This is a genomic window from Cytophagales bacterium (genome assembly GCA_033344775.1).
In the GTDB taxonomy this organism is placed as follows: Bacteria; Bacteroidota; Bacteroidia; order Cytophagales; family Cyclobacteriaceae; genus JAWPMT01.
This window is the reverse complement of record JAWPMT010000005.1, coordinates 1,318,392-1,340,850: the sequence shown is the minus strand read 5'-3', so window position 1 is coordinate 1,340,850 and position 22,459 is coordinate 1,318,392. Positions and strand designations below refer to the sequence as shown.

Annotated in this window: 21 protein-coding genes; 6 read left to right on the top strand and 15 right to left on the bottom strand. The window is 44.0% G+C overall.

Going from position 1 to position 22,459, the window contains the following annotated elements; genetic code table 11:
• Positions 1-42: 42 nt before the first annotated feature.
• Positions 43-240, bottom strand: a complete 198-nt coding sequence (locus tag R8G66_23210; protein MDW3195304.1) for a hypothetical protein — start codon at positions 238-240, stop codon at positions 43-45.
• A 98-nt stretch (positions 241-338) separates the two neighbouring features.
• On the bottom strand, positions 339-626 hold the full coding sequence (locus R8G66_23205; GenBank protein MDW3195303.1) for a winged helix-turn-helix transcriptional regulator: 288 nt from the start codon (positions 624-626) through the stop codon (positions 339-341).
• 282 nt (positions 627-908) lie between these two features.
• On the opposite strand from R8G66_23205, the gene R8G66_23200 reads away from it, so the two are divergent.
• Both R8G66_23200 and R8G66_23195 read left to right on the top strand, forming a co-directional pair.
• Positions 909-1,493, top strand: a complete 585-nt coding sequence (locus R8G66_23200) for a hypothetical protein (GenBank protein ID MDW3195302.1) — start codon at positions 909-911, stop codon at positions 1,491-1,493.
• 2 nt (positions 1,494-1,495) lie between these two features.
• The gene (locus R8G66_23195; GenBank protein MDW3195301.1) at positions 1,496-1,894 is read left to right on the top strand and encodes a hypothetical protein; all 399 of its coding nucleotides are present in this window, start codon (positions 1,496-1,498) and stop codon (positions 1,892-1,894) included.
• Between the two features lie 110 nt (positions 1,895-2,004).
• Here the strand turns inward: R8G66_23195 and R8G66_23190 are convergent, their stop codons facing one another.
• Complete coding sequence (locus R8G66_23190; GenBank protein ID MDW3195300.1) at positions 2,005-2,784, bottom strand: hypothetical protein; 780 nt, start codon at positions 2,782-2,784, stop codon at positions 2,005-2,007.
• Between the two features lie 98 nt (positions 2,785-2,882).
• On the opposite strand from R8G66_23190, the gene R8G66_23185 reads away from it, so the two are divergent.
• Complete coding sequence (locus R8G66_23185; GenBank protein MDW3195299.1) at positions 2,883-3,275, top strand: glyoxalase; 393 nt, start codon at positions 2,883-2,885, stop codon at positions 3,273-3,275.
• A gap of 211 nt (positions 3,276-3,486) precedes the next feature.
• The gene (locus tag R8G66_23180) at positions 3,487-4,191 is read left to right on the top strand and encodes a hypothetical protein (GenBank protein MDW3195298.1); all 705 of its coding nucleotides are present in this window, start codon (positions 3,487-3,489) and stop codon (positions 4,189-4,191) included.
• A gap of 166 nt (positions 4,192-4,357) precedes the next feature.
• Here R8G66_23180 and R8G66_23175 read toward each other — a convergent pair whose 3' ends face one another.
• The gene (locus R8G66_23175) at positions 4,358-4,879 is read right to left on the bottom strand and encodes an NAD(P)H-binding protein (GenBank protein MDW3195297.1); all 522 of its coding nucleotides are present in this window, start codon (positions 4,877-4,879) and stop codon (positions 4,358-4,360) included.
• A gap of 795 nt (positions 4,880-5,674) precedes the next feature.
• On the opposite strand from R8G66_23175, the gene R8G66_23170 reads away from it, so the two are divergent.
• Complete coding sequence (locus R8G66_23170; GenBank protein MDW3195296.1) at positions 5,675-6,472, top strand: hypothetical protein; 798 nt, start codon at positions 5,675-5,677, stop codon at positions 6,470-6,472.
• On the opposite strand, the gene R8G66_23165 is transcribed toward R8G66_23170, so the two are convergent.
• From R8G66_23165 to R8G66_23120, 10 genes are all read right to left on the bottom strand, one after another.
• On the bottom strand, positions 6,440-7,297 hold the full coding sequence (locus R8G66_23165) for a nucleoside phosphorylase (protein MDW3195295.1): 858 nt from the start codon (positions 7,295-7,297) through the stop codon (positions 6,440-6,442). The two genes, R8G66_23170 and R8G66_23165, sit on opposite strands and share 33 nt — an antisense overlap.
• A gap of 56 nt (positions 7,298-7,353) precedes the next feature.
• Positions 7,354-8,343 (bottom strand): rhodanese-related sulfurtransferase, encoded by a 990-nt coding sequence (locus R8G66_23160; protein MDW3195294.1) that lies wholly within the window; start codon positions 8,341-8,343, stop codon positions 7,354-7,356.
• 127 nt (positions 8,344-8,470) lie between these two features.
• On the bottom strand, positions 8,471-9,106 hold the full coding sequence (locus tag R8G66_23155) for a NeuD/PglB/VioB family sugar acetyltransferase (protein ID MDW3195293.1): 636 nt from the start codon (positions 9,104-9,106) through the stop codon (positions 8,471-8,473).
• A gap of 36 nt (positions 9,107-9,142) precedes the next feature.
• Positions 9,143-10,351 carry a hypothetical protein gene (locus tag R8G66_23150; protein MDW3195292.1) on the bottom strand — a complete coding sequence of 403 codons (1,209 nt, stop codon included), beginning with the start codon at positions 10,349-10,351 and terminating at the stop codon, positions 9,143-9,145.
• Positions 10,348-11,685: a DUF2851 family protein gene (locus tag R8G66_23145; GenBank protein MDW3195291.1), complete on the bottom strand. Its 1,338-nt coding sequence runs from the start codon at positions 11,683-11,685 to the stop codon at positions 10,348-10,350. The genes R8G66_23150 and R8G66_23145 overlap by 4 nt, the downstream gene beginning before the upstream one ends.
• 75 nt (positions 11,686-11,760) lie before the next feature.
• Positions 11,761-12,666 (bottom strand): DUF4249 family protein, encoded by a 906-nt coding sequence (locus R8G66_23140; protein MDW3195290.1) that lies wholly within the window; start codon positions 12,664-12,666, stop codon positions 11,761-11,763.
• Positions 12,666-14,945 (bottom strand): TonB-dependent receptor, encoded by a 2,280-nt coding sequence (locus tag R8G66_23135; GenBank protein ID MDW3195289.1) that lies wholly within the window; start codon positions 14,943-14,945, stop codon positions 12,666-12,668. The genes R8G66_23140 and R8G66_23135 overlap by 1 nt, the downstream gene beginning before the upstream one ends.
• On the bottom strand, positions 14,942-15,634 hold the full coding sequence (locus R8G66_23130; GenBank protein ID MDW3195288.1) for a hypothetical protein: 693 nt from the start codon (positions 15,632-15,634) through the stop codon (positions 14,942-14,944). Before R8G66_23130 ends, R8G66_23135 begins: the two co-directional genes overlap by 4 nt.
• A gap of 319 nt (positions 15,635-15,953) precedes the next feature.
• Positions 15,954-17,381, bottom strand: a complete 1,428-nt coding sequence (locus R8G66_23125) for a M20 family peptidase (GenBank protein ID MDW3195287.1) — start codon at positions 17,379-17,381, stop codon at positions 15,954-15,956.
• Between the two features lie 26 nt (positions 17,382-17,407).
• Positions 17,408-20,341, bottom strand: coding sequence for a hypothetical protein (locus tag R8G66_23120; protein MDW3195286.1), 2,934 nt, complete (start codon positions 20,339-20,341; stop codon positions 17,408-17,410).
• 263 nt (positions 20,342-20,604) lie between these two features.
• Between R8G66_23120 and R8G66_23115 the strand changes: the two genes are divergently transcribed.
• Complete coding sequence (locus R8G66_23115; protein MDW3195285.1) at positions 20,605-21,159, top strand: hypothetical protein; 555 nt, start codon at positions 20,605-20,607, stop codon at positions 21,157-21,159.
• Positions 21,160-21,429: 270 nt separating this feature from the next.
• Here the strand turns inward: R8G66_23115 and R8G66_23110 are convergent, their stop codons facing one another.
• The gene (locus R8G66_23110; GenBank protein ID MDW3195284.1) at positions 21,430-22,407 is read right to left on the bottom strand and encodes a lipid A deacylase LpxR family protein; all 978 of its coding nucleotides are present in this window, start codon (positions 22,405-22,407) and stop codon (positions 21,430-21,432) included.
• Positions 22,408-22,459: the final 52 nt, after the last annotated feature.

Here is a 22,459-nt window from a genome sequence, read left to right as displayed (position 1 = left end):
GCAAAAGGCGACTACATCAAAACTACATCATGCAAACCCAGATTAGGGAACAGGGTTGATAATGGCGTCGTATTTCGTGTTCAATGAATCCAGGTCTTCCTTCGTGTCTGCATACAAGCCATTGGAGAGGTAGACACGGGCATTGCTTCCTTTATTGATGGAAATGATGTGAGTGATCTGGTTAACAGCGATGTAGAAGGTGTTGTCATACAGGTCTTCTACTTCCATGAGTTCATGCATGATCTTTTTATTCTAAAGTTAACTGATTGTGATGTCAGATGAAAAGACAAAAGACCTTGAAATGAATGTTACATTAACTATAGTGTACCACAATGCCTTTAGGCTGAGCCTGCCGAAGCCATCTTCTCCAACCCCCAACTACTCATCGCATCAATGACTGGAAATAGACTTTCACCATAAGGTGTAAAAAAATACTCCACTCTTGGTGGGATTTCAGGATAGATCTTTCGCTCCAAAATACCATCTGCTTCCATCTCCCGGAGCTGCTTGGTGAGCATTTGTTTGGTGATGCCCTGGATCCCTCTTCCCAGGATGCCAAAACGGTTCGCTCCCTTTCTGATCAAGTGAATAATGATGGGTTTCCACTTGCCTCCAATCTTACTCATGCAGAACGTGACTGGACAATCCGAATGCTCAACTTGCGACATTTTGAAAATTTCTCATTTCATAACTATCTGATAATCAATATTAGTCATTTTTTAATGACTATAACATTTTTAAATGACTACTTGATATAATCATACAAATATAAAAATTTTGGATCTCTGAAGCTTCGAAAAAATGAATGAGAAATGAATTTCAATTATCGAATTAAAACTGTTTTAACCTTCGCTTTTGCTGCCTTTGTATTGGTAGGATCAGCGCAAGATTGAAAAAAAGCCATGCACATGATAGAGACACCAAAAACACTGGAAGAAGTACAAGCCTATGCACTTGGGGAATGGGAGAGTATTACTGTGGAATTACGTCCTACGGAAGACCGAACAGGTTCGGGAAAGGTTGAGCCGACCTTTTTGAAGCGACATTTCACATATTTGGATGGAGACAAATTTGTGGGTACCATCACGTTGTTCGGAGACAATTATGGACAACTACCCCTGATGGAGTTTGAATTCAAAGGAGACTTGAAGTGGGGAGATGCGCATCCTATCGCAGCAGGTGCCTGGAAAATTGATTACGTCCTGAATGGAGGTTTCGGCGTGACACCTTTGAACGATCAGGCCGCCGCAATGTTGAACCAGGCTTTGCCTCCTGGAATGCCAGCCTTTGCGGCGAATGAACAACAGGACATTCTGCAAAAAGCGTTTCCAATGTTCAATATTGTAGAGGGCCAGATTGTCTCGGATTATGACTTGATCTATTTCCGCAATGGCCTGCTCTTTATGGGAGCCAAGCACGTGGATGGAACGCCTTTTGATAAGGTGGAAAACCGACCTCATCAGTTGCAAATTCCATTGGCAAGGGTTTATTGATCATGAGACTTCAATTGAAATGGTGGTGGTATCTCTTACCGGGATACCTCACCCTTTGGACGGTAGCCTTTAGCATTTGGAGTTTCGTAGATGGACAGGGAATAATGGAAGCTTTTCAGGTGGAGACAGGAGGTGCGAGTGAATTCATCATGCTCAATTCTGCTGCCAGGTACCTGGCCATTGCCGTTGCCATGATTCTGGGTATTTGGGTTTTTAGAACTTATTCATCAATTCTTACTGCTTTGTTAACCCGCTTCACCATGGATGTACTGGATTTGTATGCCGGTTGGCAAACAGGGTTAATTGTGGATGTTACAGGAGTGATCCAATCTTTGTTGATGTTCCTGCTCCCCAATCTGATTGCGATAATTTGGTTGGTGAAAGTGAAGAAATCTCTCTAGATCGTCATGCCGGTTTTTGTTGATCTAAATTTTCAAGATCAACGAAAGACCGGTATCTCTTCGACGATCTTTCTGCATCCGCTATGCGACGAATACGAAAATCATTAGCCTCAAGCAGCCTTCAACACAACCCTCGACCTCCATATTGACCAAATGGTGAATAGAGCCCAGCTTCCCAGTAGTATCCAGGTGCCCAACCAGGCGAATTGACCGATATCAGGGTTAGCGATTTCCTGACGAACAGAGATGGCAAACAAAGCCCAGGCACCTACCCAGATATAGCCCCCTCTTTTCGTGGTGATCAGAACAAACAAGTTAACTACGATGGCAATTGCGATCATGATCAATGTCCAGGTGGATTCGGAAAACGGGCCGCCTGTCCAGCCGAGTTTACTCAGAAAGGCTGCAGTATTTGCGATGATGGCCACGGAGATCCAGCCGGTATAAATAGAGATGGGTAAATTTTGAAAGATTTTTTCACGCCAGCCTGCTGTCTCAGATGTTACAGCTAGCAATTCACGAAGAAGGGCATATAGCATGACAGTCATAACCAATACAGAAATAGCGGTCCATTCGTATAGCCAGACAATCACCCAAAGTCCGTTCATGGCATTGGCTAGCAGGAACCATGGCCCCCTTTTTTTAAATCCTTCACGAAATGTTTGGTTTCTCAGGCTAACCCATTGATGGATTACATAGACGATCAGCAATAAGAAAATGATCCCCCAGATGGAGAAGGCATAACTGGCAGGTGTAAACAGATTGTCATACTTGCGGCTCAAGCTTCCTACCGTGTTGCCGTTGATGCCGGCCACTTGTGAATAGTAATTGATGAACAGTACGTAAATGACCGATAGCGTATTGAGTATGGCTTGGGTTCTAGGTTTCATGAGTATAAGACCATTTATAGTAGCGGATTGTTCAGTCATTAGGGGGTGTGAAGCATCTGACGTAGATTTGGAATAGATGAACTTATTGATAATTTACCATGGATAATCAGCAACAACGTTCATTTTTATCAGGGCAAGCCATGTCCATACGTACGTTCATTGGCGCTAAAGATTTTTATCAATCACGTAAATTCTATCAGGAACTGGGTTTTACAGAATCTATGATATCTGATGATATGTCCTATTTCAGCATACGTAACTTCGGGTTTTATCTACAGCAGTATTTTGTCAAAGACTGGGTAGACAATTCCATGATCTTTTTTGAGGTGGAAGATGCAGATGCAACTTATGAGCATTTAAAATCACTTGAATTGCAGGACAGATTTACCCGCGTAAGACTCAGTACAGTTAAAGAAGAATCTTGGGGCAAAGAATGCTTTTTGCACGATCCTTCTGGTGTGTTATGGCACTTTGGGCAATTCTATTATTGAGATATTGAAGGACCTCACTTTATTCCAATAGGCACAACATATTCAATTCATTCTTTATTATGGATTTGTGCAAGTCAGGTTGGCTGATGTTGCAAAATTTGATTCAGGGGGCGTTAACAGGGCATATAGGTTTGTAGCATAATTACTACAGCTTATGTCAACCTTCAATTTCATATGCAAGAACAATAGTACTCTCTACCAAATCAGCAGGATGATAAGTGTGAGACTTGTATTTAACATGCTTATCCTGGGGCCGAATGAGGTAATCGCCCAATTGGACAACTATCCCTTTATTACCCTGGAGGCCAGAGATTGGTTGATAGAGAAGAATTTTGACACGGATTATTACAGGGGAAATGATTCTTTGGTCAATATCTATCTTACGAAAGCAGTGAATAACCGTAAAGACCCGTTTACTGCATTTCTGATCGATTTAAATGGGGGAACAGAGGACGAAGTATCCTATCGAAACTTGCAATTGGCAACACAACGTAGGTATGATCTTTTATTGAAAGGTCAGCTTTTTGAGGGAGTTGAGACATTTAGGGGAAGGGATCAGTCTGAATGGTACAGGAAAGAAAATTTTTATGTCGAATATTACGATGGCCAATCTTCCGAAATCAACGCTTTACTTGATGAAGCCTATAGGTGGAGAAACAAATCCAATAATCAATGGTATGTTGCTGCGGGGACGAATATCGGAGGTATTGGGATGATTTTGATGGGAGGTTTCTTTGCGGCATTTGGATCTTATGATGCTTCGCAGGGCTGGCTTATGGCGGGCACTGTGGTGCATTTAAGTTCATATGCATTCGCCGCCTCAGCGAGCAGTAGCAAAAGCAAAGCCAGGGGGTTTCTCAATAAAGCTTCCCGGTCGTGGTTCAGAAAGTTGAACAAGAAGCAAGCTTCTAAATAGGTTAGAACAAAGGGGGCAGTCTCAAAAGTCAACAATTAAAGAGTCTGTCATATTGAGCTAGTCGAAATGTGTACCTCAGCAACAGAAATAAAGTTTCGGTGAGGCCTGGGGACGCCTAGTCAACCTGACAAGTAGAGCCCTTTTGAGACGCCCTCTAAGGCTTATCTTACAGATTAGAAAGAAACGGACTCTTTCCCACGTAAGTCTGATCCTCTAATTGATCGATCAGGAAATTGGCTAGATCAAATGCACTGATTTTGTCTCCTGCACAATTCTTAAGGTCTGTCTGTATCTCGAAAGACTCTTCGGTCTGAATGATCATAGGTAGACGTACCATCGTCCACGCCACAGTTGACGTTGCGAGGAAATCATGTTCAACTTGTTTGTCCTGAGTAGTTTCCGGAAAGTTTTCGTGCATCCAGTCAGTGGCAAACTTTGTTTTCGGATCTTTTTCATCAACCGGAGTGTCGACATTGATTCCAGTCGTAACGACGTACCGATTGACACTCAGTGCTAGCATAGCCCGAACCACATTTTTTGAGGCATCACTAAAAATGGAAGGCTCGTTTTTGGGCTGACCCAAAGTACTTATTATAGCTCCACAGCCTTCAACTAGTCGATGAATGTCCTCGTAATTTCTGGCATCACCTTCTACCAATTGAAGTAGAGGGACTATTTCGTTGGACACGGCCAATGTTTCTTGCTAATAATTTTACGTGATAAGATTGGTTTAGAAGTTGGTCCACCAGATAAGTTCCTGATTTACCAGTGCCGCCAATAACGGCTATTGTGTTTGTTTGCAACATGTGCCTATAAATATGATAATAGAAAATTCTGACACAGCAGAATTGCGTGCCTGAGAAAAGGACTTAATTCAGGGTTGAATCAAGTTGGGAATCATATTTAATAAACAATTTTAATGAGCTAAAGATAGTAGTTTTTGGGAAATGAGTGGCTAAAAAAAGAACAGCCCAGTCAAATCGACTGGGCTGTACTGCTTGTGTTTGATCACAATTTACTTTTCTTTTTTCCAGAAAAACTTCAACGAGAAAAGTCCAAAGGATAAAGAAACCCTTCCTCCGAAGACGGTGGAAGTTTTTCTGTCGCGTTTTTGGCCGGCGACTTGGCGCGTGTTATTTAGCATACTAATATATACGAAAACGAGGTAGGCCATGTTTCTTTTTTGGGGTGATTTTTCTTCTTATTTCTATCTAAAAAAAGTGCGAATAAAGCGTAATTAGAGTGTTTTTGTGCCCTTTCTAAACTTGTGAGTTGTAAGGAATTGCTGATTATCGGAACGATTTTTGAAGTATGTCAATGGTCGGATTAAATCGTTAAAATCAGACGTCAGGATGGAGTAGCTGTCATTAATTAAAAATCAATTTACGGATATGTGCAACTGTCATGATCTATAGTTGTAAGATTCGATTCATGGTATCGGGAGCGTGATACGATGTTTGTATCAGATCATACCATTTACGTCATGCACACCCAAAATCGAATTCTGAAGTACGTTGTTTTGTTGATAGTTATTCTGCTCAGTTCCTCTTTGATCGCACAGGTAAATCCGAATTCAAGTCCGTTTTATACCTCCCTCAAGAGTAGTGAATATCGATGGCTGGAAAGGAGGAATTTCGATGTTCAGCATTACGATGGTTCCGATTCCCTGATCAACCGATATCTGGTAGAAGCCCTGCAATATCGACGTAATGGTAACCTGATCAGAACAGGAGGAGTGATCGTTTCCGTTATCATATTCCCACTGGGTATTGTAGGAGTTGCCTACGGAAGCCAGGAATTGACGAGAGGAAGAGAGTTTCTGCATGCAGCTACCATCAGACGTAATGACCTGTTATTAGGAGGAAGAACTTTTGAAGGCCTGGAAGAATTTAGAAACCGTGATCAGACCCGATTCTTCAAAAGACATAATTTCCACGTAGATCACTATGATGGGAAGTCACAATCTTTGAATGTCATGCTCAATGAAGCCTACCGTTGGCGAACTCGAGCCAGCAACCAGTTCAAAGTGGGTCTGGGTACCAATGTTGGCGGATTCGGATTGATGATGTTGGGATTATTCTCGCTGGCCTTTGGAGAAGGGGATGGTGAGCCGTTGATTACTACTGGGGCTTTGGTTCATATGGCTTCCTATGGCTTCTTCATTTCAGGGTTTTCTAAAAGGAAAAAAGCCCGTATGATGGTTAGGAAGGCTGCCAGGACATATTATCAGCAATTGAATCAGCGTCCTTCAAACCCGTTCAAGCACCTTTCGGATCAATGAGTCGATCACCTGATTAGGGTCTTTTGAAAATTCATTACGTGACCGATTGGCAATGATGGCATTCAAGGAGATCATCTCATGTCCCAATAACCGAGCCATGGCATAATATCCTGCCGTTTCCATTTCCAGGTTGGTCAGCCAAAAATCATCCACATGAAATCTCGTAAACTCATCGACTAAATGGGGGTATTTGATGGGCGTCCGAATGGATCTTCCTTGTGGTGCATAGAAACCATGACATGTTACCGTATTGCCTGAGGTAGTGACTTCTTTGAAACGACCAATCAGTTCGTCTGAGGCTTTGATGCAATAAGGTTGATGAGGCAGACTGATGGCATTCTGCAACTGCTCACTCACATGCGCCTCAAGGTCTGTTTGCTCAACGTTGTAATAGTACATCAGTGGATCCATGCCAATGGCGTATTCGCTCATGACATGAGAGCCTAAAGGGATGCTTTCCTGTATACTCCCAGAGGTACCGATCCGAATGATTTTAAGCTTTTTGAGCTTGGACTTAGGGACGCGCTTACGGAGATCTACGTTTACCAACGCATCCAACTCAGTCATTAAGATCTCCACGTTATCAGTGCCCATTCCGGAACTAATCACAGTGATGCGCTTGCCTTTATAACGTCCGATATGGGTAATGAATTCGCGTTTATTCATCTCGAAATCCACCTTGTCGAAATACTGACTTACGCGATGCACCCGGTTGGGGTCACCTACCGTAATGATGGTGTCTGAAATGTGCTGCGGCTTCAGGTTTAGATGGTATACACTACCATCCGGATTGATAATCAGGTCGGTCTCCGAAATCTTTGTCATAGCTGCGGCTCAAGATGCCGGTAATTCGGCTTATTTCCAAGCTATGTGCATGAAAATCAGGACACTTTTGACTTAATTTCCTTCTTGGGAGGGTTCGGACGCTTCAATCCTTTGTGAGGATTGTAACCATTTGAATCTTTTTGATAATATCCGGAGCCATCATAGCTTCTTACGTTGGGTGCGTTCATGCAGTCTTCTGAGCAGCAGCCGTCGTATTTTTTGGCACCTTCCTCAGACAGTGGCATGTGAAGGTTGCACTCAGGATTGGCACAGTTCACCATGCGATCACTGGCCTCTCCGGTCACATAACACTTCGAGATCATTGATGGATTCACCGTATTGACATCCGCGACAATCCGGTTATCAAAAACATAGCATTTGCCTTCGAAATCCTCACCACCTGCTTCAATTCCGTACTTGATGATGCCACCATGCAATTGATATACATTTTCAAAGCCCTGCTCCAGCAGGTAGGCACTGGCTTTCTCGCACTTAATACCTCCGGTACAATAAGTGATTACTTTCTTGTCTTTGTATTGCTCTAACTCAGGAATCTGGTCAGGGAAGTCCCGAAAATTGTCAATATCGAAAGTGATGGCATCCTTGAATTTGCCTACGTTGTGCTCATAGTTGGAGCGAACGTCCACAATCACTGTGTCTTCATCTTTCTCTTTCAGGATTTGACGAAATTCTTCAGGCTCCACGTACGTCCCGGTTCTGGTGTTGGGATCGATGGTGTGCAGAGAAGAGTGAACGATCTCAGGTTTTACCCGAACATGCAGTTTGGCAAAAGCCATTTCAGCATGTTCTTCCTCTTTGAATTCCAGGGCGTCAAACCTAGGATCGGCTTTCACTGCCTTCATGTAAGCTTCGCAATCTGCTCGAAGGCCGGAGACCGTACCATTCAATCCTTCTCCGGCAACAATGATCCGTCCTCGTAAATTAAGGTTCAGACACAAGAGGTGATGCTCTTCCCTGAAAGCTTCGGGATCTTCAATAGGGGTGTAGCAATAGTACAGGAGTACTAAAAAGTCTTTCTTTTCCATATTAGCTTCGCCCTGTTTCAAGCAGGGTGCTCGTTTAGAAATTTAAAAACGCAAAGTTATGTGAATTTGAAAATGAACCTAATTTGAAAATTGATCAATTGAAACATCTTCAAATTTTCAAATCAAATCACCCAACTACCTTAGCTGGATTGCCAAAAACGGTTTCGTTTTCGGAAACATCTGAAATCACTACTGATCCAGCTCCGATGCGCGCTCCTTCTCCGATGGTTACGCCACCCACGATGATACAACCACTACCGATGAATGCACCTTTGCCTACTTTCGTACCAGCATTGATCACCGCACCGGCACCTACCTGAACAAAATCATCCAACTCGGCGCCATAATCGATCATAGCACCCATGTTCAAAATGCAATGCTGACCAATCTTAACGTCTATGCCAAGGCCAACTCCAGCAGCAATGAAATTGCCATGTCCGATCGAAGCTGAATCAGGAATGTGCGCCATTTGGTGGATGGCATTCACAGGCATCACTTTTCGAGTATTCATCAGGAAATCGACATTATCCTGACGAACTGAATTTTCGTCTGTTGCTACAAAGGCTTCGCATTTTTGCCCGATCAGTTTTAGAAATCCGTGATCGTCTGGGCTTCCCAAAACTGGGATGCTGTTGATCTCCTTGTCATGGTATTCCTTGTCCTCTTCCAGGAAGCCGTAAACCACGACGTTGTTGCTTTCAAAAATCTCTAAGGCAGCCTTGGCAATTCCTTTGGCGCCAAATATGATCACAGGTTTTTCCATGTCTTCGAAAATTTGAGTTCGCAAAAGTAGATAAATTCAGAAGTCCTTGCGTACAAATCGTCGATACGGTAAATACATGATCAAAAAAGCCAGGAATGGGGTGAAAGCAACCCGGTATCGCGACAGACTGCCGAAATTAGGAGCAGCGAGTGGTAATAAGGTGGCAAGTACTACGATGAAGAGCAGTGTATGCCAAACGATGATTGGATATGCTTTGAGCTTTCTGAACAGATATGCTGATAAAATGAAACAGACCAACAATATGGAGGTTTGTGCGGCTTCAAGCACCTGAAATACGTTTTTCACTTCCCACAATCCCGGTCTAAATAGTCCGGTCCAAAGCGATTTGGGAAGATTGCTTAACAGGCTCCACCACGTAGGTTCAAGGTCAAATTTGATATTGCTTCCTGCTAAAACCCTGCTTTTGTATTGTTCTTGCAACTCATGAAAGGTAATCGGGAAACGTTCGGGCCTTAAACGAATAAAGAAAAATCTCATGCTGTATGCGCCAATCGCCAGGAATAAAGCGTACAACATCATCCGATAAGGCCGACTGGTTTTCATCATCCATTTGTCGATCAGTATGATTGTCGCCACGATGGTCCAAAGCCCGGCCAGGTAGTGGCGGGTCATGAACAAGCATCCGAACAAAAGTATAGAGCAGAGCCATTGGGTCAGGCTCAACTTTTTGCTGTGATAGCAGGTAAGTAGACTGGAGGTCAGGTAGAATAATGCACCGTTGATTAATGTGTCTTTCAAAAGTCCGGAAGTCCAAAACAGGTAAGTAGGAAGGAAACAAAAAGTAACCATGGCGAGTAACAGGGCTTGCGGATAGTACCGATCAAATACTGCTAAAAAAGTCCAGGAAGTCCAGTAAGAAAACAAACAGAGATATCCGGAAAGCAGCAGGTACGAATGCTGACTTAATAAGCCAATTGGACTCATGAGTCGCACAAAGAAGATGGATCTTGGGTTGCCCTGGAAAGGATCGATGTTTCCGAATAATGCGGATAAATACTTACTGATGCTGGTTGCATTGGCCTTATTGAAAGCTTCAATCTGTGACCATAAGGCAACGGTATCTCCTTCTTTGTTATAATAAAAATAGAGCCAGCCCACGCAGGCGGCTCCAAGTACTTTTGCAAGCAACCCCCAAAGTGCGAACACCCCAAACGTTTGAAAGAATTGCCTTCCAAGCTTCCAGCTGATTCCCCCCAGGATCAATATGTTCAGGAAAAAGATCATGCCATATTCAGGATCTTATTACCGATGCCGCACTGCAAGCACCTTCTTCTGGAACAGTAATTTTTATATAGTTGGATCAGACCCTGACTTTGTAAAGCACTTTGATTTTCAAGTCCTATTTCATCCCATTTTCGGGTAATCACATTGTTTTCAGGCCCCATCTTTTCCAGCCATGAAATAGCCTTTTCGATGAGACTTTGCTCGTCGATGGCCCGGCCATAAGCTACCAATAAGGGAACCACTGCATTGATCACGATCGAATCTAATGTGGTTTTGCCAATTGGGCCTATAACTTTTTTGGAACCCTTGGCAAAGTCATAGTGATTGGACCAATAGTTGGATAGTGGCACTTGTAAACAAGCTTCTACTTCTTTGATGGACGTAGCACCAATAAGCTTACTGAAAAGCCTGGATTCTTTTTGAAGTATAGCCAGCAATTGCGACAAGCGAACGGTTGGGAAATTGGGAGGTCTCAGCTTTGAAAACTTCCAATGATGGCGTGAAACTTTCTGAGTCAGACCAAGCTTGTGTTTCAGGAAGACAAATTCTTTTTGTAAGGCTTGCTGATGTTCATCCTGAGGTTGATCATCGAGAAATCCTGCCAGACCAAAGATGAGCGCCTCTTTCTGAAAATCATGGTGACGGCTAAGCTTATTCCAGGGGACTGAATTTGCAAATTCTCCAAAAGTATGTGCATTGGTTTTCATGCCCAGTGAACGAGCCAGTAAATGCATGGTCGCCGCTTCCCAATCATGCAGATCCGTCTTTAAGCCATCAACCACTTCTTTTGTTTTCTGTTCGAGCCGTTCCATGACCATGCGATCGATGGTAGCTGTGCGGATGATTTCCGGAACTCTTTGGATATTGGAAGTACATGGAATCCCCGCTGCATCGTGTCGCAGGCGGTGATACTTTTCAAATTGATCGGAATGAATGCGATCCTTCAGTTCCAGGGTTGGGATGGGAGATCCGTCGAGATTGCTAATGGTTTTGTCATGCTCGTATACCACATGTAAGACCACATTGTGGTAGGCTGCATCTGATTGGTGACCATGTCTGAGCCAGTCCGAAGACCTTAAATGAATTTCGACCTGCCCCGCCCATTCCATGGGTCCGATCCTTAGTCGCGCTTCGGAAAAATCAGGACCAGAGTTGTGGTTAAGTGTTCCCGGATGGTAAATAGAGACTGCTTCGTTCGAGGTGCTGAACAAGTTACCTGCATCGAATTGCTGAAATCGCCAAACATAATGCAGAAATCGCTCGTCCATGTTTTTAAAGATAGCAGGAGTGGAGATAACAGGAGTTTTTTCCTGTACAGGTGTTGTTTTGATCATAAGATGTTTTGTTGTTCTGAGTCGGAAAGATAGTCGCGATGTGTCAAATAAAGAAACGGTATTTGAAATTAACCACTAATCCTCTTTTATAAACACCAAAAAACTGGGTTGATTCATGGCAAAATAGCCTAGTCCATTTTCGACGTTTGACGGGAAATTGATGGGTTCACTGCCGATTGAGGCCAGCACGCCACCATTTCGCTGCTGTGCATCCAAATAACGGAAATAGCCTTCACTCACGTGGGTCAGGCTGAAAAGAATGGTGTCACCTGGTTGTTCCGGTAAGGTTACCGTATTCCTTACAGCTGAATCTCGAAAGGTAATATCAGCCAATAATCGGGTGTACAATAAAGTGGCATTATCTTCTCCGGTGAACAAGTCCGGGACACTGTCATTTTCAAAAACAATACTGTCTCCAACAATTTCCGCATTGAATAATTCCTCAAAAGACAGACCTGAAAACGAGGTGGCCTGAGTAATGAACCAATTTTCTTCAGGAGGGTCTTGAAATTGGTAGTGGGCGATATAGGTTGTGTCTTCTCCTTCGATGATGCACTCCAGAAAAGCCGTATCTAAAGCGATTTGTTGCTGTAATTGTGTGGAGGCACGAATCGTTACCGAGGTAGTGGAATCGAATACATTGAGGTGATAATCCGCCCCTTCTGTAGCCTGTGAAAGTTCTCCGACAAAAAGACCTGGACCTATCTCAAAAAGTGTATCCAGAAACCCTTGAGAATTGACCGTGACGAACGCACTATCTACAAGTAACTCTCCAATAAAATCTTCCTCCAGGTCTTCCAGCGTATTGGGGTTCAAAGCTGAGAAACTCCTACTCAAAGTGACCAATAGCACATTATCGCCCAGCATCTGGGAAGATACTGCTATCTGGCTGGGCGCTGGCGATACATCGATAAATACATCTTCCGGAGCACAAGCCTGCCACAAAAAGAAGATTCCTATGAAGTAATGCCACCTTTTCATTAGAAACTGAAGTTATATGAGACACTTGGCAGGAAGCCAAAAATGCCAGGTTGTACATATTGGAAAGCCCTTCCATTAAAGTCCACCTCAATTCGATATGGAGCTGCACGGTTGTAGAAATTATATACACTGAATTGCCATTCTGATTGGAATCGTTTCTTCAGTTTTGACTTAACAATGAAATTCAAGTCTAATCGATGGGTTGGGGATAGCTGCACTGCATTTCTCTCCGTGTAGATCGGTACAATGATTACTTCATTAGTTGTGGCACCCGGCGCAATGTATTGGCCAGTTTGTGCCGTAAAATTAGCACCGCTAGTGTAGACCCAAACCCAAGAGAAGGCTACACGATCCGAAATGTCGAGTGTCCCTACTATAGAGATGTCATGCCGTCGGTCAAATCTTGCCGGGAAGGTCTTGCCATTGTTGAGTGCTGCGAATGTGCGAGTGGATTTACTGAGTGTGTAAGCAATCCAGCCATTCAATCGGCCGGTTCTTTTTCGGACCAGGAACTCTGCACCGTAGGAAAGACCATTTCCAGTCACTAGTTCTTCTTCGAAATTATCGTTCAACAGGAGCCTGGCGCCTTCTCGGTATTCGATCAGTCGATTGCTGGTCTTCAAATAACCTTCGACAGATAAGCTTAGCTTTTCTTTTGGGAGTCCGACGAATACCCCACTAGACCATTGTTGAGCAATTTGAGGTTGGACTTGTTGAGTCACCGGGTACCATAAGTCGGTCGGGAGCACCACTGAGGAGGAACTGACCCGGTGCATGTACTGCCGCATGACCGAATAACTTGCCTTGAGCGAAACCAAATCCCTCAGTTCATAATTGAAATTAAGCCTGGGCTCCAGACCAAGATAGCTAGCAGACTGGACCCATGCCGAAGACAACCTGAGTCCGTAATAAGCAGTCAGTTTCGGTAGCAAGCGCTCTTCCCGACCACCATATAAAGCTACTTCCAGGGTTTGGATGAGATTGGCCGGACGTGATCGTAAAAAATCAGAGATTTCACCGCCGGTATTCACGATGTTGGGCCGGAACCGGTGAACTACCGCATCTACACCGAAATCAATCCGGTCTTCGGGAGATCGGAAATACTCCCACTGGCCCTTCAAACCAATGTCTTGAATTTGTGATCGGATGAGAAGCGAGTTGTCGACAAAATCACCTTCTATGTCATACTTGAACCGAGTCTGCAATAAGGTGAAATTGGCAAAGAGTTTTTCATTCGGATAGATATGATTCCATCGGAGAGAAGTGGTGAAATTGCCGAGATTAAACCCGAAGGTCAGTTCCTCCAGTTCCTCTTCATCGTTTGTTCCTGATTCTCGTACCTTCAATACATCATCACCAAAATAGCTGCTGATGTAAATACGGTCACGTTCCGAAATCCGATAACTGGCCTTTGCATTCAAGTCATAAAAGAAGTAGGGTAGATCAACACCAGCGAGACCCAAGACCTGATCGATGTAGGTCCTTCGCCCTGCCATCATAAAAGAACCCTTTTTGTTGAAGAGTGGGCCATCTAAGGTCAATCGGGACGTTAATAAGCCTACACCGCCGGTGCCTTCGAATTTCTCTTGATTTCCTTCTTGCATCCGGGTGTCCATCACTGCTGAAAGTCGACCACCGTAATCGGCCGTAAATCCCCCTTTGATCACCTTCACGTTTTTTAGGGCATCGGTATTGAACACAGAAAAGAAACCGAACAAATGACTAAGGTTATACACCGTGGCATCGTCAAGTGTCACCAGATTTTGATCATCAGTTCCACCTCGCACATACAAGGCAGTAGTCGCTTCTCCGCCTTTGGTGATTCCGGGCATGAGTTGAGCTACCTTGAGTATATCGGATTCACCTACAATTGTAGGAAGAGTGAGTGCTTCTTTTGGCGTCAGGTTAAAGACACCCATATCCAACGATCGGACTTCCTCTTCCACTAAAAAGCGATCCCCGGTGATTTCTACGGCCTCTAATGCTCTCGAAGTAGGAGTGAGGGTGAAGTTTTGCCGGATGTTTTCCGTTAGGATGATTTGGACGTATTCGGTTTCGTATCCAATTGAAGAAATTCGTAAATCCAGTGTCTTCTGTGTGGTGGTAAAAGAGAAGAAACCAAACACATTAGTAGCCGTACCTTGTTGGGAGTTTTGATCATAAATAGTGGCGCCAATCAATTCTTCTTGCGTCGAGGAATCAAAGACATAGCCACTGAGGGTGTGCTGTGAAAAGGCCGGCACACTTATAAAAGTCAATATGACTGCCCAGCTTCTCATAAACCAAATTTGAATCCTGAGATCAATCCTGATTGGGGAACCCATGCTGAAACACCATCAAAATGATAGTGTCCAAAACCCCAACTTGGGCCAAGCTTGAAGTAGATCTTTTTGAAAAGTCGAAATTCCAGTACAAGATTAACAGTGGCTGAGAAGGTTACCGCTCCCTTAGAAACGAATTTTGATTCTAAGGCTTCCATTTCCGTTTGAAATCCCGATACAGGCAAGCCGACATCCATTCTTACACCAGAAAGCAGTTTGAGGAATTTCGTATTTACACTTCGGTAATCGTACCCCAGGCCGATTTGAAAATACTCATATCTTCCTGATAGGTCAATCGTGAGTGAATCATTACTGCCGTTGTACCAATCCAGATTGATCACTTGCTTGCGCAAGGCTAATATCCCAGAGTGATCGGCTCGCTGTTTCTTTTTTGAACCTACACGAAAGGCAAAACCCATGGTCGAGCTTCGGAAATTACCTGACCAGTTGAAGGTTTGAGAGGGTGAGCTTAAGAATTCGCCAAAATTGAAATCAGTTTGTAGTTGATGAAATTCCCGACTAGCAATTTCACCACGACTGCCTGGGAAGACCCATTCTATAGACTGGATTTCCAGGCTATCTAAAACCTGAGCATATCCTTGTAAATAAGCAAGGCATATCCATAAAATGAACAGTGGCTTTCTCAATCTGGATTCGAGTTGATTACGGCGAAAAGATCTCCACAAAGTATTCATTTATGGAGCTTAAAACCCTAATAATAATTTAAATAAATATTGCGTCAGGTTGGGTTTTCAGGATCGGTAGAAATGTTTTATTTAAGAACAATTTATTCGATCGTCCGACAATCTTTTGACTGAATGACAAAACAAAGAAATATTGTTGTGGAAAGTAATGCCCTTGAATCAGTCTATCTTTCTCAGCGTGTCAAACTAAAACAAATGTCATCCTCACTAGGCGTGGCCGGCTAGGCGTCCCCGAGCCTATCGAAGGAGGCATTTGATCACGCTACAAATTACTCATCAGTTGATACACAAACTGAATGGTCTCTTTGTAATTCTCTACCGTGATGTATTCGTTCTTGCCATGAAAACCAGTGGCATTGTCCGGGTTAATACGAGTAGGGAAAAAGCGATATACATTATCAGAGATCTTCAGGAAGTGCTTTGAATCCGTACCTGCTTGCAAAAGACCAGGGGTCACCACAATGTCAGTATGCAGCTGACGTATGGTTTTTTCTACCAACTGAAAAGACTCAGTATTGTGATCTGCTACTCTTGATGGGTTATTCTCATTGCTGTATGATTCGACTGTGAAGCGATCGTCATCGATCACACTTACTACATGGTTTTTTACGTCCTCTACGGTCTCACCGGGCATGATTCGAAAGTTCACAACTACAGAGGCTTGTGTAGGGATTACATTGTCTTTCACGCCTCCTTCAAGCATGGTAGGTGCAGTGGTAGTTCGAGCCGTTAATCCTTCCAGGATCTTTTCGCCAAATAGCCAGGTATTGGCAAAAGCCATCTTTTGTACAAAGCCAAATTCCGGCCCGATGATACTGATCTGCTTTTCTATTACGGGGATCATGTGATAGTCAAACTGATTAGCCTCCAGCTTCGCGATGGCACGTGCAAGATCACCAATGGTATTGTCTTTGGGAGGGTTGGAGGAATGTCCACCCGGAGTTTGAATGGATATTTTGTAAGATACATAGCCTTTTTCACCGGTATTGATCACCGCCAGTGGCTTAGGGAAATCAGGTACCATGCCTTCGGCGATGAACCCACCTTCGTCCATGACAAATTCAGGAGAAACCCCTTCTGATTCGAGATAGTCCGCAATCACTTTAGCGCCATTTTCTCCACCGACTTCTTCATCATGCCCAAAAACGAAATACACCGTTCGACGAGGTATGATTCCTTTAGCTAGCATCATTTCACAAGCTTCCAGTAATGCGATGACATTGCCTTTGTCATCCATGGTGCCACGACCGTAGATCTTTCCATTTTTTACATCTCCTGAGAAAGGAGGAGCTTCCCACTGATCGAGGGTGGTTTCATCCACAGGCACCACATCCATGTGTGCCATCAGCACCACAGGATTCAATTCAGGTTGGTTGCCTTTCCATTCATAGAGCAAGCTATAATTGAACGTCTTACGTTCAAGGATGGAATCAACAAGGGGATAAGTCGCTTTCAGGTAGTTGGCCAGGCCAATGAAAGCACTGGTATCTGAAACTACATTTTTCTTATAAGAGATGGTTGGAAATTGGATGGCCTTTTGTAAGTGTACTACTGCATCGTCAGGAATAGATACGGGTTCTACAGGCTCGACAGCCATGGGTTCGTAAGAGAAAGTAAAAGTTCTTACCAGAATGACTGCAACAAGTAGTAGCACTATCGAAAGTAGTGCAATTAGGACCTTCTTCAGCATCGTTGAAAACCAGGTTAGGGTAAATTTTAAAACCCTAAGCTAGCAATTATCAGGTCAAATTGATGGGGTTCGCCCGTAACATCGTCCAATAAGTAGCTGTAACGGAAGCCCATGTCTACATCCAACATGCGCAAGAATCGGAAATCGAAACGAATGTCTGCTCCAACGGATCCGAAAGTTTCGGAAAACCCTGGGAAGGTTCCTTCAAATGAAACTCGGGACAAAGGCCTCAAGGAAGTAATCGGATGATCATTCACCGTCGTTCTCATGTAATCGAAAAATGCCGTGGCTTTGACGCGTTGGATGAAGGCAAAAGGTCCGAGGGCTATATCCGGCAACCAGAGGGGGAGACTGTAATCAAACCCGACCCGAAGCACTTCGTCACTGAGCTGTGCATTGTAGCCACGAGCATAGAAGAAGTTATCGCGGAACTTGTAAGTATCGCGCAAGTCTTCCTGTCGGTAGTTGAACCGAAGGGCCGTGCCGTGTGTCTTCAGGAGACCCGGGAATAATAGGCGGCCATCTACCTGAAAATACTCACCCTGGTAGAGTTCACTGCCAAAGGTCTTCTCATAGGTTACCGTTAGCAATTGACCCCATCTCGGAATGACATTCTGACGAGCAGTACGCTGGAAGCGACTGAACTCCGACGATAATTCGATAGCACTAAAATTGGAACTGACCTGGTTGTAACTTACACTTCTGCCACTGAACAGTGGAACAACATCCGTAAAGTCGTCTATCTGCAAATAATGATAGGCACCCTTTACTTCCATGTTGGCGAAGTGATTACCAGCAGACAAGTTTAGAGGTAGACGTACGGCGAAAAAGGCATCTTGTTCTTCCCATTCTGAGAAAGCCAGTGATCGAATGGAGTCCGCTCTGGATCGGTCCAGGTCTTCCTCGAAAATTCGAGTTGCTCTTTGCCTGTCTCCAGTACTGTAACCGAACTGTAAGACGGGATAGAGTTCACCATAAAGGACACCTGCAGAAAATCTGCCCTTTTCCTCATTGACATTGTATTGATACGACGCAGCTGCCCCGAAAGTAGAGAACACGTTGCTGGCATAAACGATACCTCCGTAATTCGGGTGAAGTAAAATCGGAGACCAGCTGTGCACATTTAAGAAGCCACTGCTTTTGTTGAATTTCTTTTTTTCAAACTTCTCTTCTGGTACTCGATCAAGAATGTTGGTATAGTCCAATGTAGGATCGATGAAGTCAATTTCCGTAGCATAGGAAGCTTGAACTGCTTTCCAGGAGCCAGGATCCATGTCAGCAACCTGGAGGTTCCAGCCTTCGGAAGTAAACTCGGAGTAAGCGATCTTTTTGCCATTGGGAGAAACAGTCACCTGCTTTGCGCCATAAAGTGTGGAAGTGACCTGATATTCAGCGCCAGTTTCCGTATTTACGGCGTGAACATTGTCGATTCCGGATACGGTGCTGTTGAAGAAAATGTAATCTCCCCAGGCGTATGGATAACTCAATTGTTCGGTAGTCCAGTTTTTGACCATGGTGTATTCATTGGACTCCAGGTTGATTTTGGCAATAGCCGTTTTACTCTGATGAGTCAGTGCGACCACTACATTTTGGTCATCCACCCAGGAAGGGAATGAGATCTGATAGTTTTCCGGGTTTGGCACTTTCCCGATTAGATAGCCTGTCTCATCTTGCAAGATGTGCAATTCCGATTGGGCTGTTTCGGGGATCTGTACCGCTGCGATTTTAGTACCATCCGGAGAGTAAGTTGGAGCGAAGTATTTGGTTCTGGTTTTGAGGGTCTTCCGCTTTTTGCTCTCCATGTCATAGGTGCGAATGATGGAGAAGTCCTGATTGCCCCAACGTTCATCAAAGGCCATTTCTGCCCAGACAATTTTATTTCTTCCTACGGATAAGTTAGAGTTGAAAGGGATAAACCTGCCCGGTGTGTAAATGCGTTTTTCGCGACCTCCCATTTCAATCTGTACATATTGCATGATGTCCTGGAAGCCTGCTTTCTCTACCAAGATCAGGTTGTCATTCAGGAAAACGGGGTTGGTGTAGCTGGTAAAAGCACGCTTCTTGCTAGCATTGATCCGTGAAGAAGGGGTTACTTCAATGGTGGACTTTTCAATTTCCCATTCCTTTTGCAGCGTGCTGAATGTCTCTTTGTACAATTGTGGTGTTCTCAGTCCGATCCCACGTTTCAAGCCGCGACTGAAGGGATAAAGAATGCCTTTGTAGTTGGCAGCGTCCTGGGTAGCCTGCGTAAAAGCATCATCACCGTATTTGTTGCGTACATGTGTAACCATGTAATAGCCCAGGTTGTAGTGATTGGGGACAAAATCTTTGATAGAAGTAGCAGATGCCTTCTCGTAATTGTAGAATTTTCCATCCAGTAACAAGGAACGATACAGTTTATCAAAATCCGGTGTTCGGCCACGTCCTGCGGTAGTTAGTGCTGTTTCGTAGTAAGTGGCATCTCCTTCGAAGTACCATCGGGGAAGGGCAAGGACGCTCGCGCCACCCCATCCATTTTGACCAAAGATGATCGAATTGATTTTGGTAATGCCTCTTTTGGCATTGAGGAACTGTTCTACATGTCTGTACTCATGAATGGTGAGGAAGTCCCACCACGAGGCGGCTCCCAGAAAGTTGAATTGTGGAGGAGTAGTAAAGAATTCCGATCGAAACGGACTCACAGTCACAAACCCATTGGAAACGGTGGTTTGGTTTTGAAGGATGATGCTTACTTTCCCTTGTTTATCGCCCAGCGAATAAAAGCTGCTATCGTACAGCATGTGAATGATGTTGGCTGCACGCTGTGCATGATTATCCATGCCTTGAGGATAGATTACCTGTACTTTATCCGTGTCAATTTGATCCCACTTCATGCTTGTGGGGTTCAGTCCAAGAACAAAACCTTGCGCGAACGATAATACAGGACTAAGTAGTAGAGATAGGAATAACAGTCGCTTCATCAATCAATAATTTCCAATCGGTTAATATACATATACAATCCAGTATTGCTTAGACCCTAGTTGGATTTGTTATTCATTCGTCGTGAAAAATGGAATTACCAGGGGATGTCGTTTAGTTGTCTTTTATTTGAATGATTAAAAAGTCATCAATTAGGATCAAACAGCTTATTATTTCCTTCAGAGGACTTCATCTTTTAAGAATTTCTACAGAGATTTAACCATGGAAGTCAAAAGTGACTTTCGCACGTTAACACACCACCGCCATGAAAACAATATTAGAGAACGGAAGTGGACGCTTGAGCGTCGACTACAACCGAGCCATGCTCATTTGTGCCTTTATTGGCAATGTAGAATTTGATGATTATACGGCATTGCTTTTGGCTGCTGCCGAAGAAGTCCGGTCAAATGGCGTCAGAAACGTCATCATGGATCGCTCTCAAATCGAGAAAATTGATGGAGAATGTCGGGTTTGGGTAAAAAACGTATATCTCAAAACCCACATTAAGCCACTGGTTCCCAAACTAAACAAAGTAGCAGCCGTGAACTCTGCGTCCATTGTTGGGATGATTTATGGTAAGGCCATTTATCAAACCTTTTCGTTGATCTATCCTTCCATGGAGTTCAAGTTTTTCCCAAGTATGGAAAAGGCCCTGGCCTGGTTCCGTGAAGCGGAAGAGAAAGGTACTTTGATGGTTGAGGATGTTTTGGCCATGGATGCCGAAGGCGGATCACCGGAATTGGTAGAAGCTGAAGCCGGCAATGAGCAAATGAAAAAAGGGCTGTTCAATAAGCTCTTCGATGCGCTGTTTTCGAAGTAAAACTTGATCGTCCAGTATCTCTTTGACGATTATTGAAAGAGTTCCATGCTTTAATTTCATAAAGAAAATAACTGAACTGTCGCGTGTTTGTAACGCGTGCTCTTTCAGTAAGGACGCCAGTATTAAATAAACACCGATTCACGCGTTGAAAACGCGCGCTATCTGGGTTGAATAAAATCGCCGAAAGGGATACCGGTATTTTTTCAACTTTTTTCGAAATTTACACTGAAAAAACCGGTATGACGATTTTAAAGAGGCTTAAATGACCTGCTAAAACCTTTGCCTCAACTCAATGGCGCCATAGCTATGCTTGGCTACGCCATCAGTTTCTCGGGAGTTGATGAAGACCAGGTAATTAAAGTCGAAAGTGCCATAACGGAGCATGAGGCCAAAACTCTGGTGAGAGAGCCATCTACGTGGTTCTTTGGTAAAAATGGATTCACCTGTATTGATCAAACCCCCTTCGAGGGTGCCGTCATATAGGGTGTATCGAACTCCGGGAGCATAAAATACATATGCTTCAACAGCGACTTCAGATTTGAATTTGGTTCGTGTACTTCCTAGTGTATTTCCGAAATGTGCGGTTTTATTCACATCGAATATCTTCCCAAACCGGAAGATCACACTTTCTTGTGCATAGTTGTAGATGGTTCCTGCTGCCAGGCTGCTTTTCAGGATAATATCCCCATTAACCAATGGGTCATCGGAGCCTACGATTTCGAAGGCATGGTCCACAAAAAGGTTAGCAATCGGAGCATTTTCTAATTGCGTAAACCAACCACGAGGTTCGGGAAGGCCAAACCAGCCATGCCAGATCCGGTGAATGTCTCCGGTCGCATTGGCAGGTCCCATCCAACCCAATTCCAAATTGACCGACAAGTAATGCGGCTTTTTGAAATACCATTGCTGTTTGGCAGAGGCCGAAAGTAAACCAGCATACGGCCTATCAATGTCTTCCAGTTGATCATACTCCACAAAAACAGCCGTATACATTCGCTGACGGATGTCATAGGATCGGATCTGACTCAGGATCTTGTCGCCGTATTTACTGCTGTCCATTAGGTAGCGATAGGAGGCAAAAATGCCGCTGCTGTAGTAACGGTCCCGGATCAGAGAAACGAATACGTCGTTCTCAACCATCAAGCCAATTTCGTGCTTGAGCACCTTTTCCTTACGGGGAATTTGCGCCTTTATTTGTGTAAGATGAAAGCTGAATGCAAAAAGCAGCAGCATCAGATTCAATCGCATCAGCCAAAGATATAGTTTTGGGCTTGTTATGAAATGTCAGCAAGAGGATAAC

Coding starts and splice junctions, on each gene's coding strand:
- R8G66_23210 (MDW3195304.1), bottom strand. CDS start 240: ATGCATGAACTCATGGAAGTAGAAGACCTGTATGACAACACCTTCTAC.
- R8G66_23205 (MDW3195303.1), bottom strand. CDS start 626: ATGAGTAAGATTGGAGGCAAGTGGAAACCCATCATTATTCACTTGATC.
- R8G66_23200 (MDW3195302.1), top strand. CDS start 909: ATGATAGAGACACCAAAAACACTGGAAGAAGTACAAGCCTATGCACTT.
- R8G66_23195 (MDW3195301.1), top strand. CDS start 1,496: ATGAGACTTCAATTGAAATGGTGGTGGTATCTCTTACCGGGATACCTC.
- R8G66_23190 (MDW3195300.1), bottom strand. CDS start 2,784: ATGAAACCTAGAACCCAAGCCATACTCAATACGCTATCGGTCATTTAC.
- R8G66_23185 (MDW3195299.1), top strand. CDS start 2,883: ATGGATAATCAGCAACAACGTTCATTTTTATCAGGGCAAGCCATGTCC.
- R8G66_23180 (MDW3195298.1), top strand. CDS start 3,487: ATGATAAGTGTGAGACTTGTATTTAACATGCTTATCCTGGGGCCGAAT.
- R8G66_23170 (MDW3195296.1), top strand. CDS start 5,675: ATGCACACCCAAAATCGAATTCTGAAGTACGTTGTTTTGTTGATAGTT.
- R8G66_23165 (MDW3195295.1), bottom strand. CDS start 7,297: ATGACAAAGATTTCGGAGACCGACCTGATTATCAATCCGGATGGTAGT.
- R8G66_23160 (MDW3195294.1), bottom strand. CDS start 8,343: ATGGAAAAGAAAGACTTTTTAGTACTCCTGTACTATTGCTACACCCCT.
- R8G66_23155 (MDW3195293.1), bottom strand. CDS start 9,106: ATGGAAAAACCTGTGATCATATTTGGCGCCAAAGGAATTGCCAAGGCT.
- R8G66_23150 (MDW3195292.1), bottom strand. CDS start 10,351: ATGATCTTTTTCCTGAACATATTGATCCTGGGGGGAATCAGCTGGAAG.
- R8G66_23145 (MDW3195291.1), bottom strand. CDS start 11,685: ATGATCAAAACAACACCTGTACAGGAAAAAACTCCTGTTATCTCCACT.
- R8G66_23140 (MDW3195290.1), bottom strand. CDS start 12,666: ATGAAAAGGTGGCATTACTTCATAGGAATCTTCTTTTTGTGGCAGGCT.
- R8G66_23135 (MDW3195289.1), bottom strand. CDS start 14,945: ATGAGAAGCTGGGCAGTCATATTGACTTTTATAAGTGTGCCGGCCTTT.
- R8G66_23125 (MDW3195287.1), bottom strand. CDS start 17,381: ATGCTGAAGAAGGTCCTAATTGCACTACTTTCGATAGTGCTACTACTT.
- R8G66_23120 (MDW3195286.1), bottom strand. CDS start 20,341: ATGAAGCGACTGTTATTCCTATCTCTACTACTTAGTCCTGTATTATCG.
- R8G66_23115 (MDW3195285.1), top strand. CDS start 20,605: ATGAAAACAATATTAGAGAACGGAAGTGGACGCTTGAGCGTCGACTAC.
- R8G66_23110 (MDW3195284.1), bottom strand. CDS start 22,407: ATGCGATTGAATCTGATGCTGCTGCTTTTTGCATTCAGCTTTCATCTT.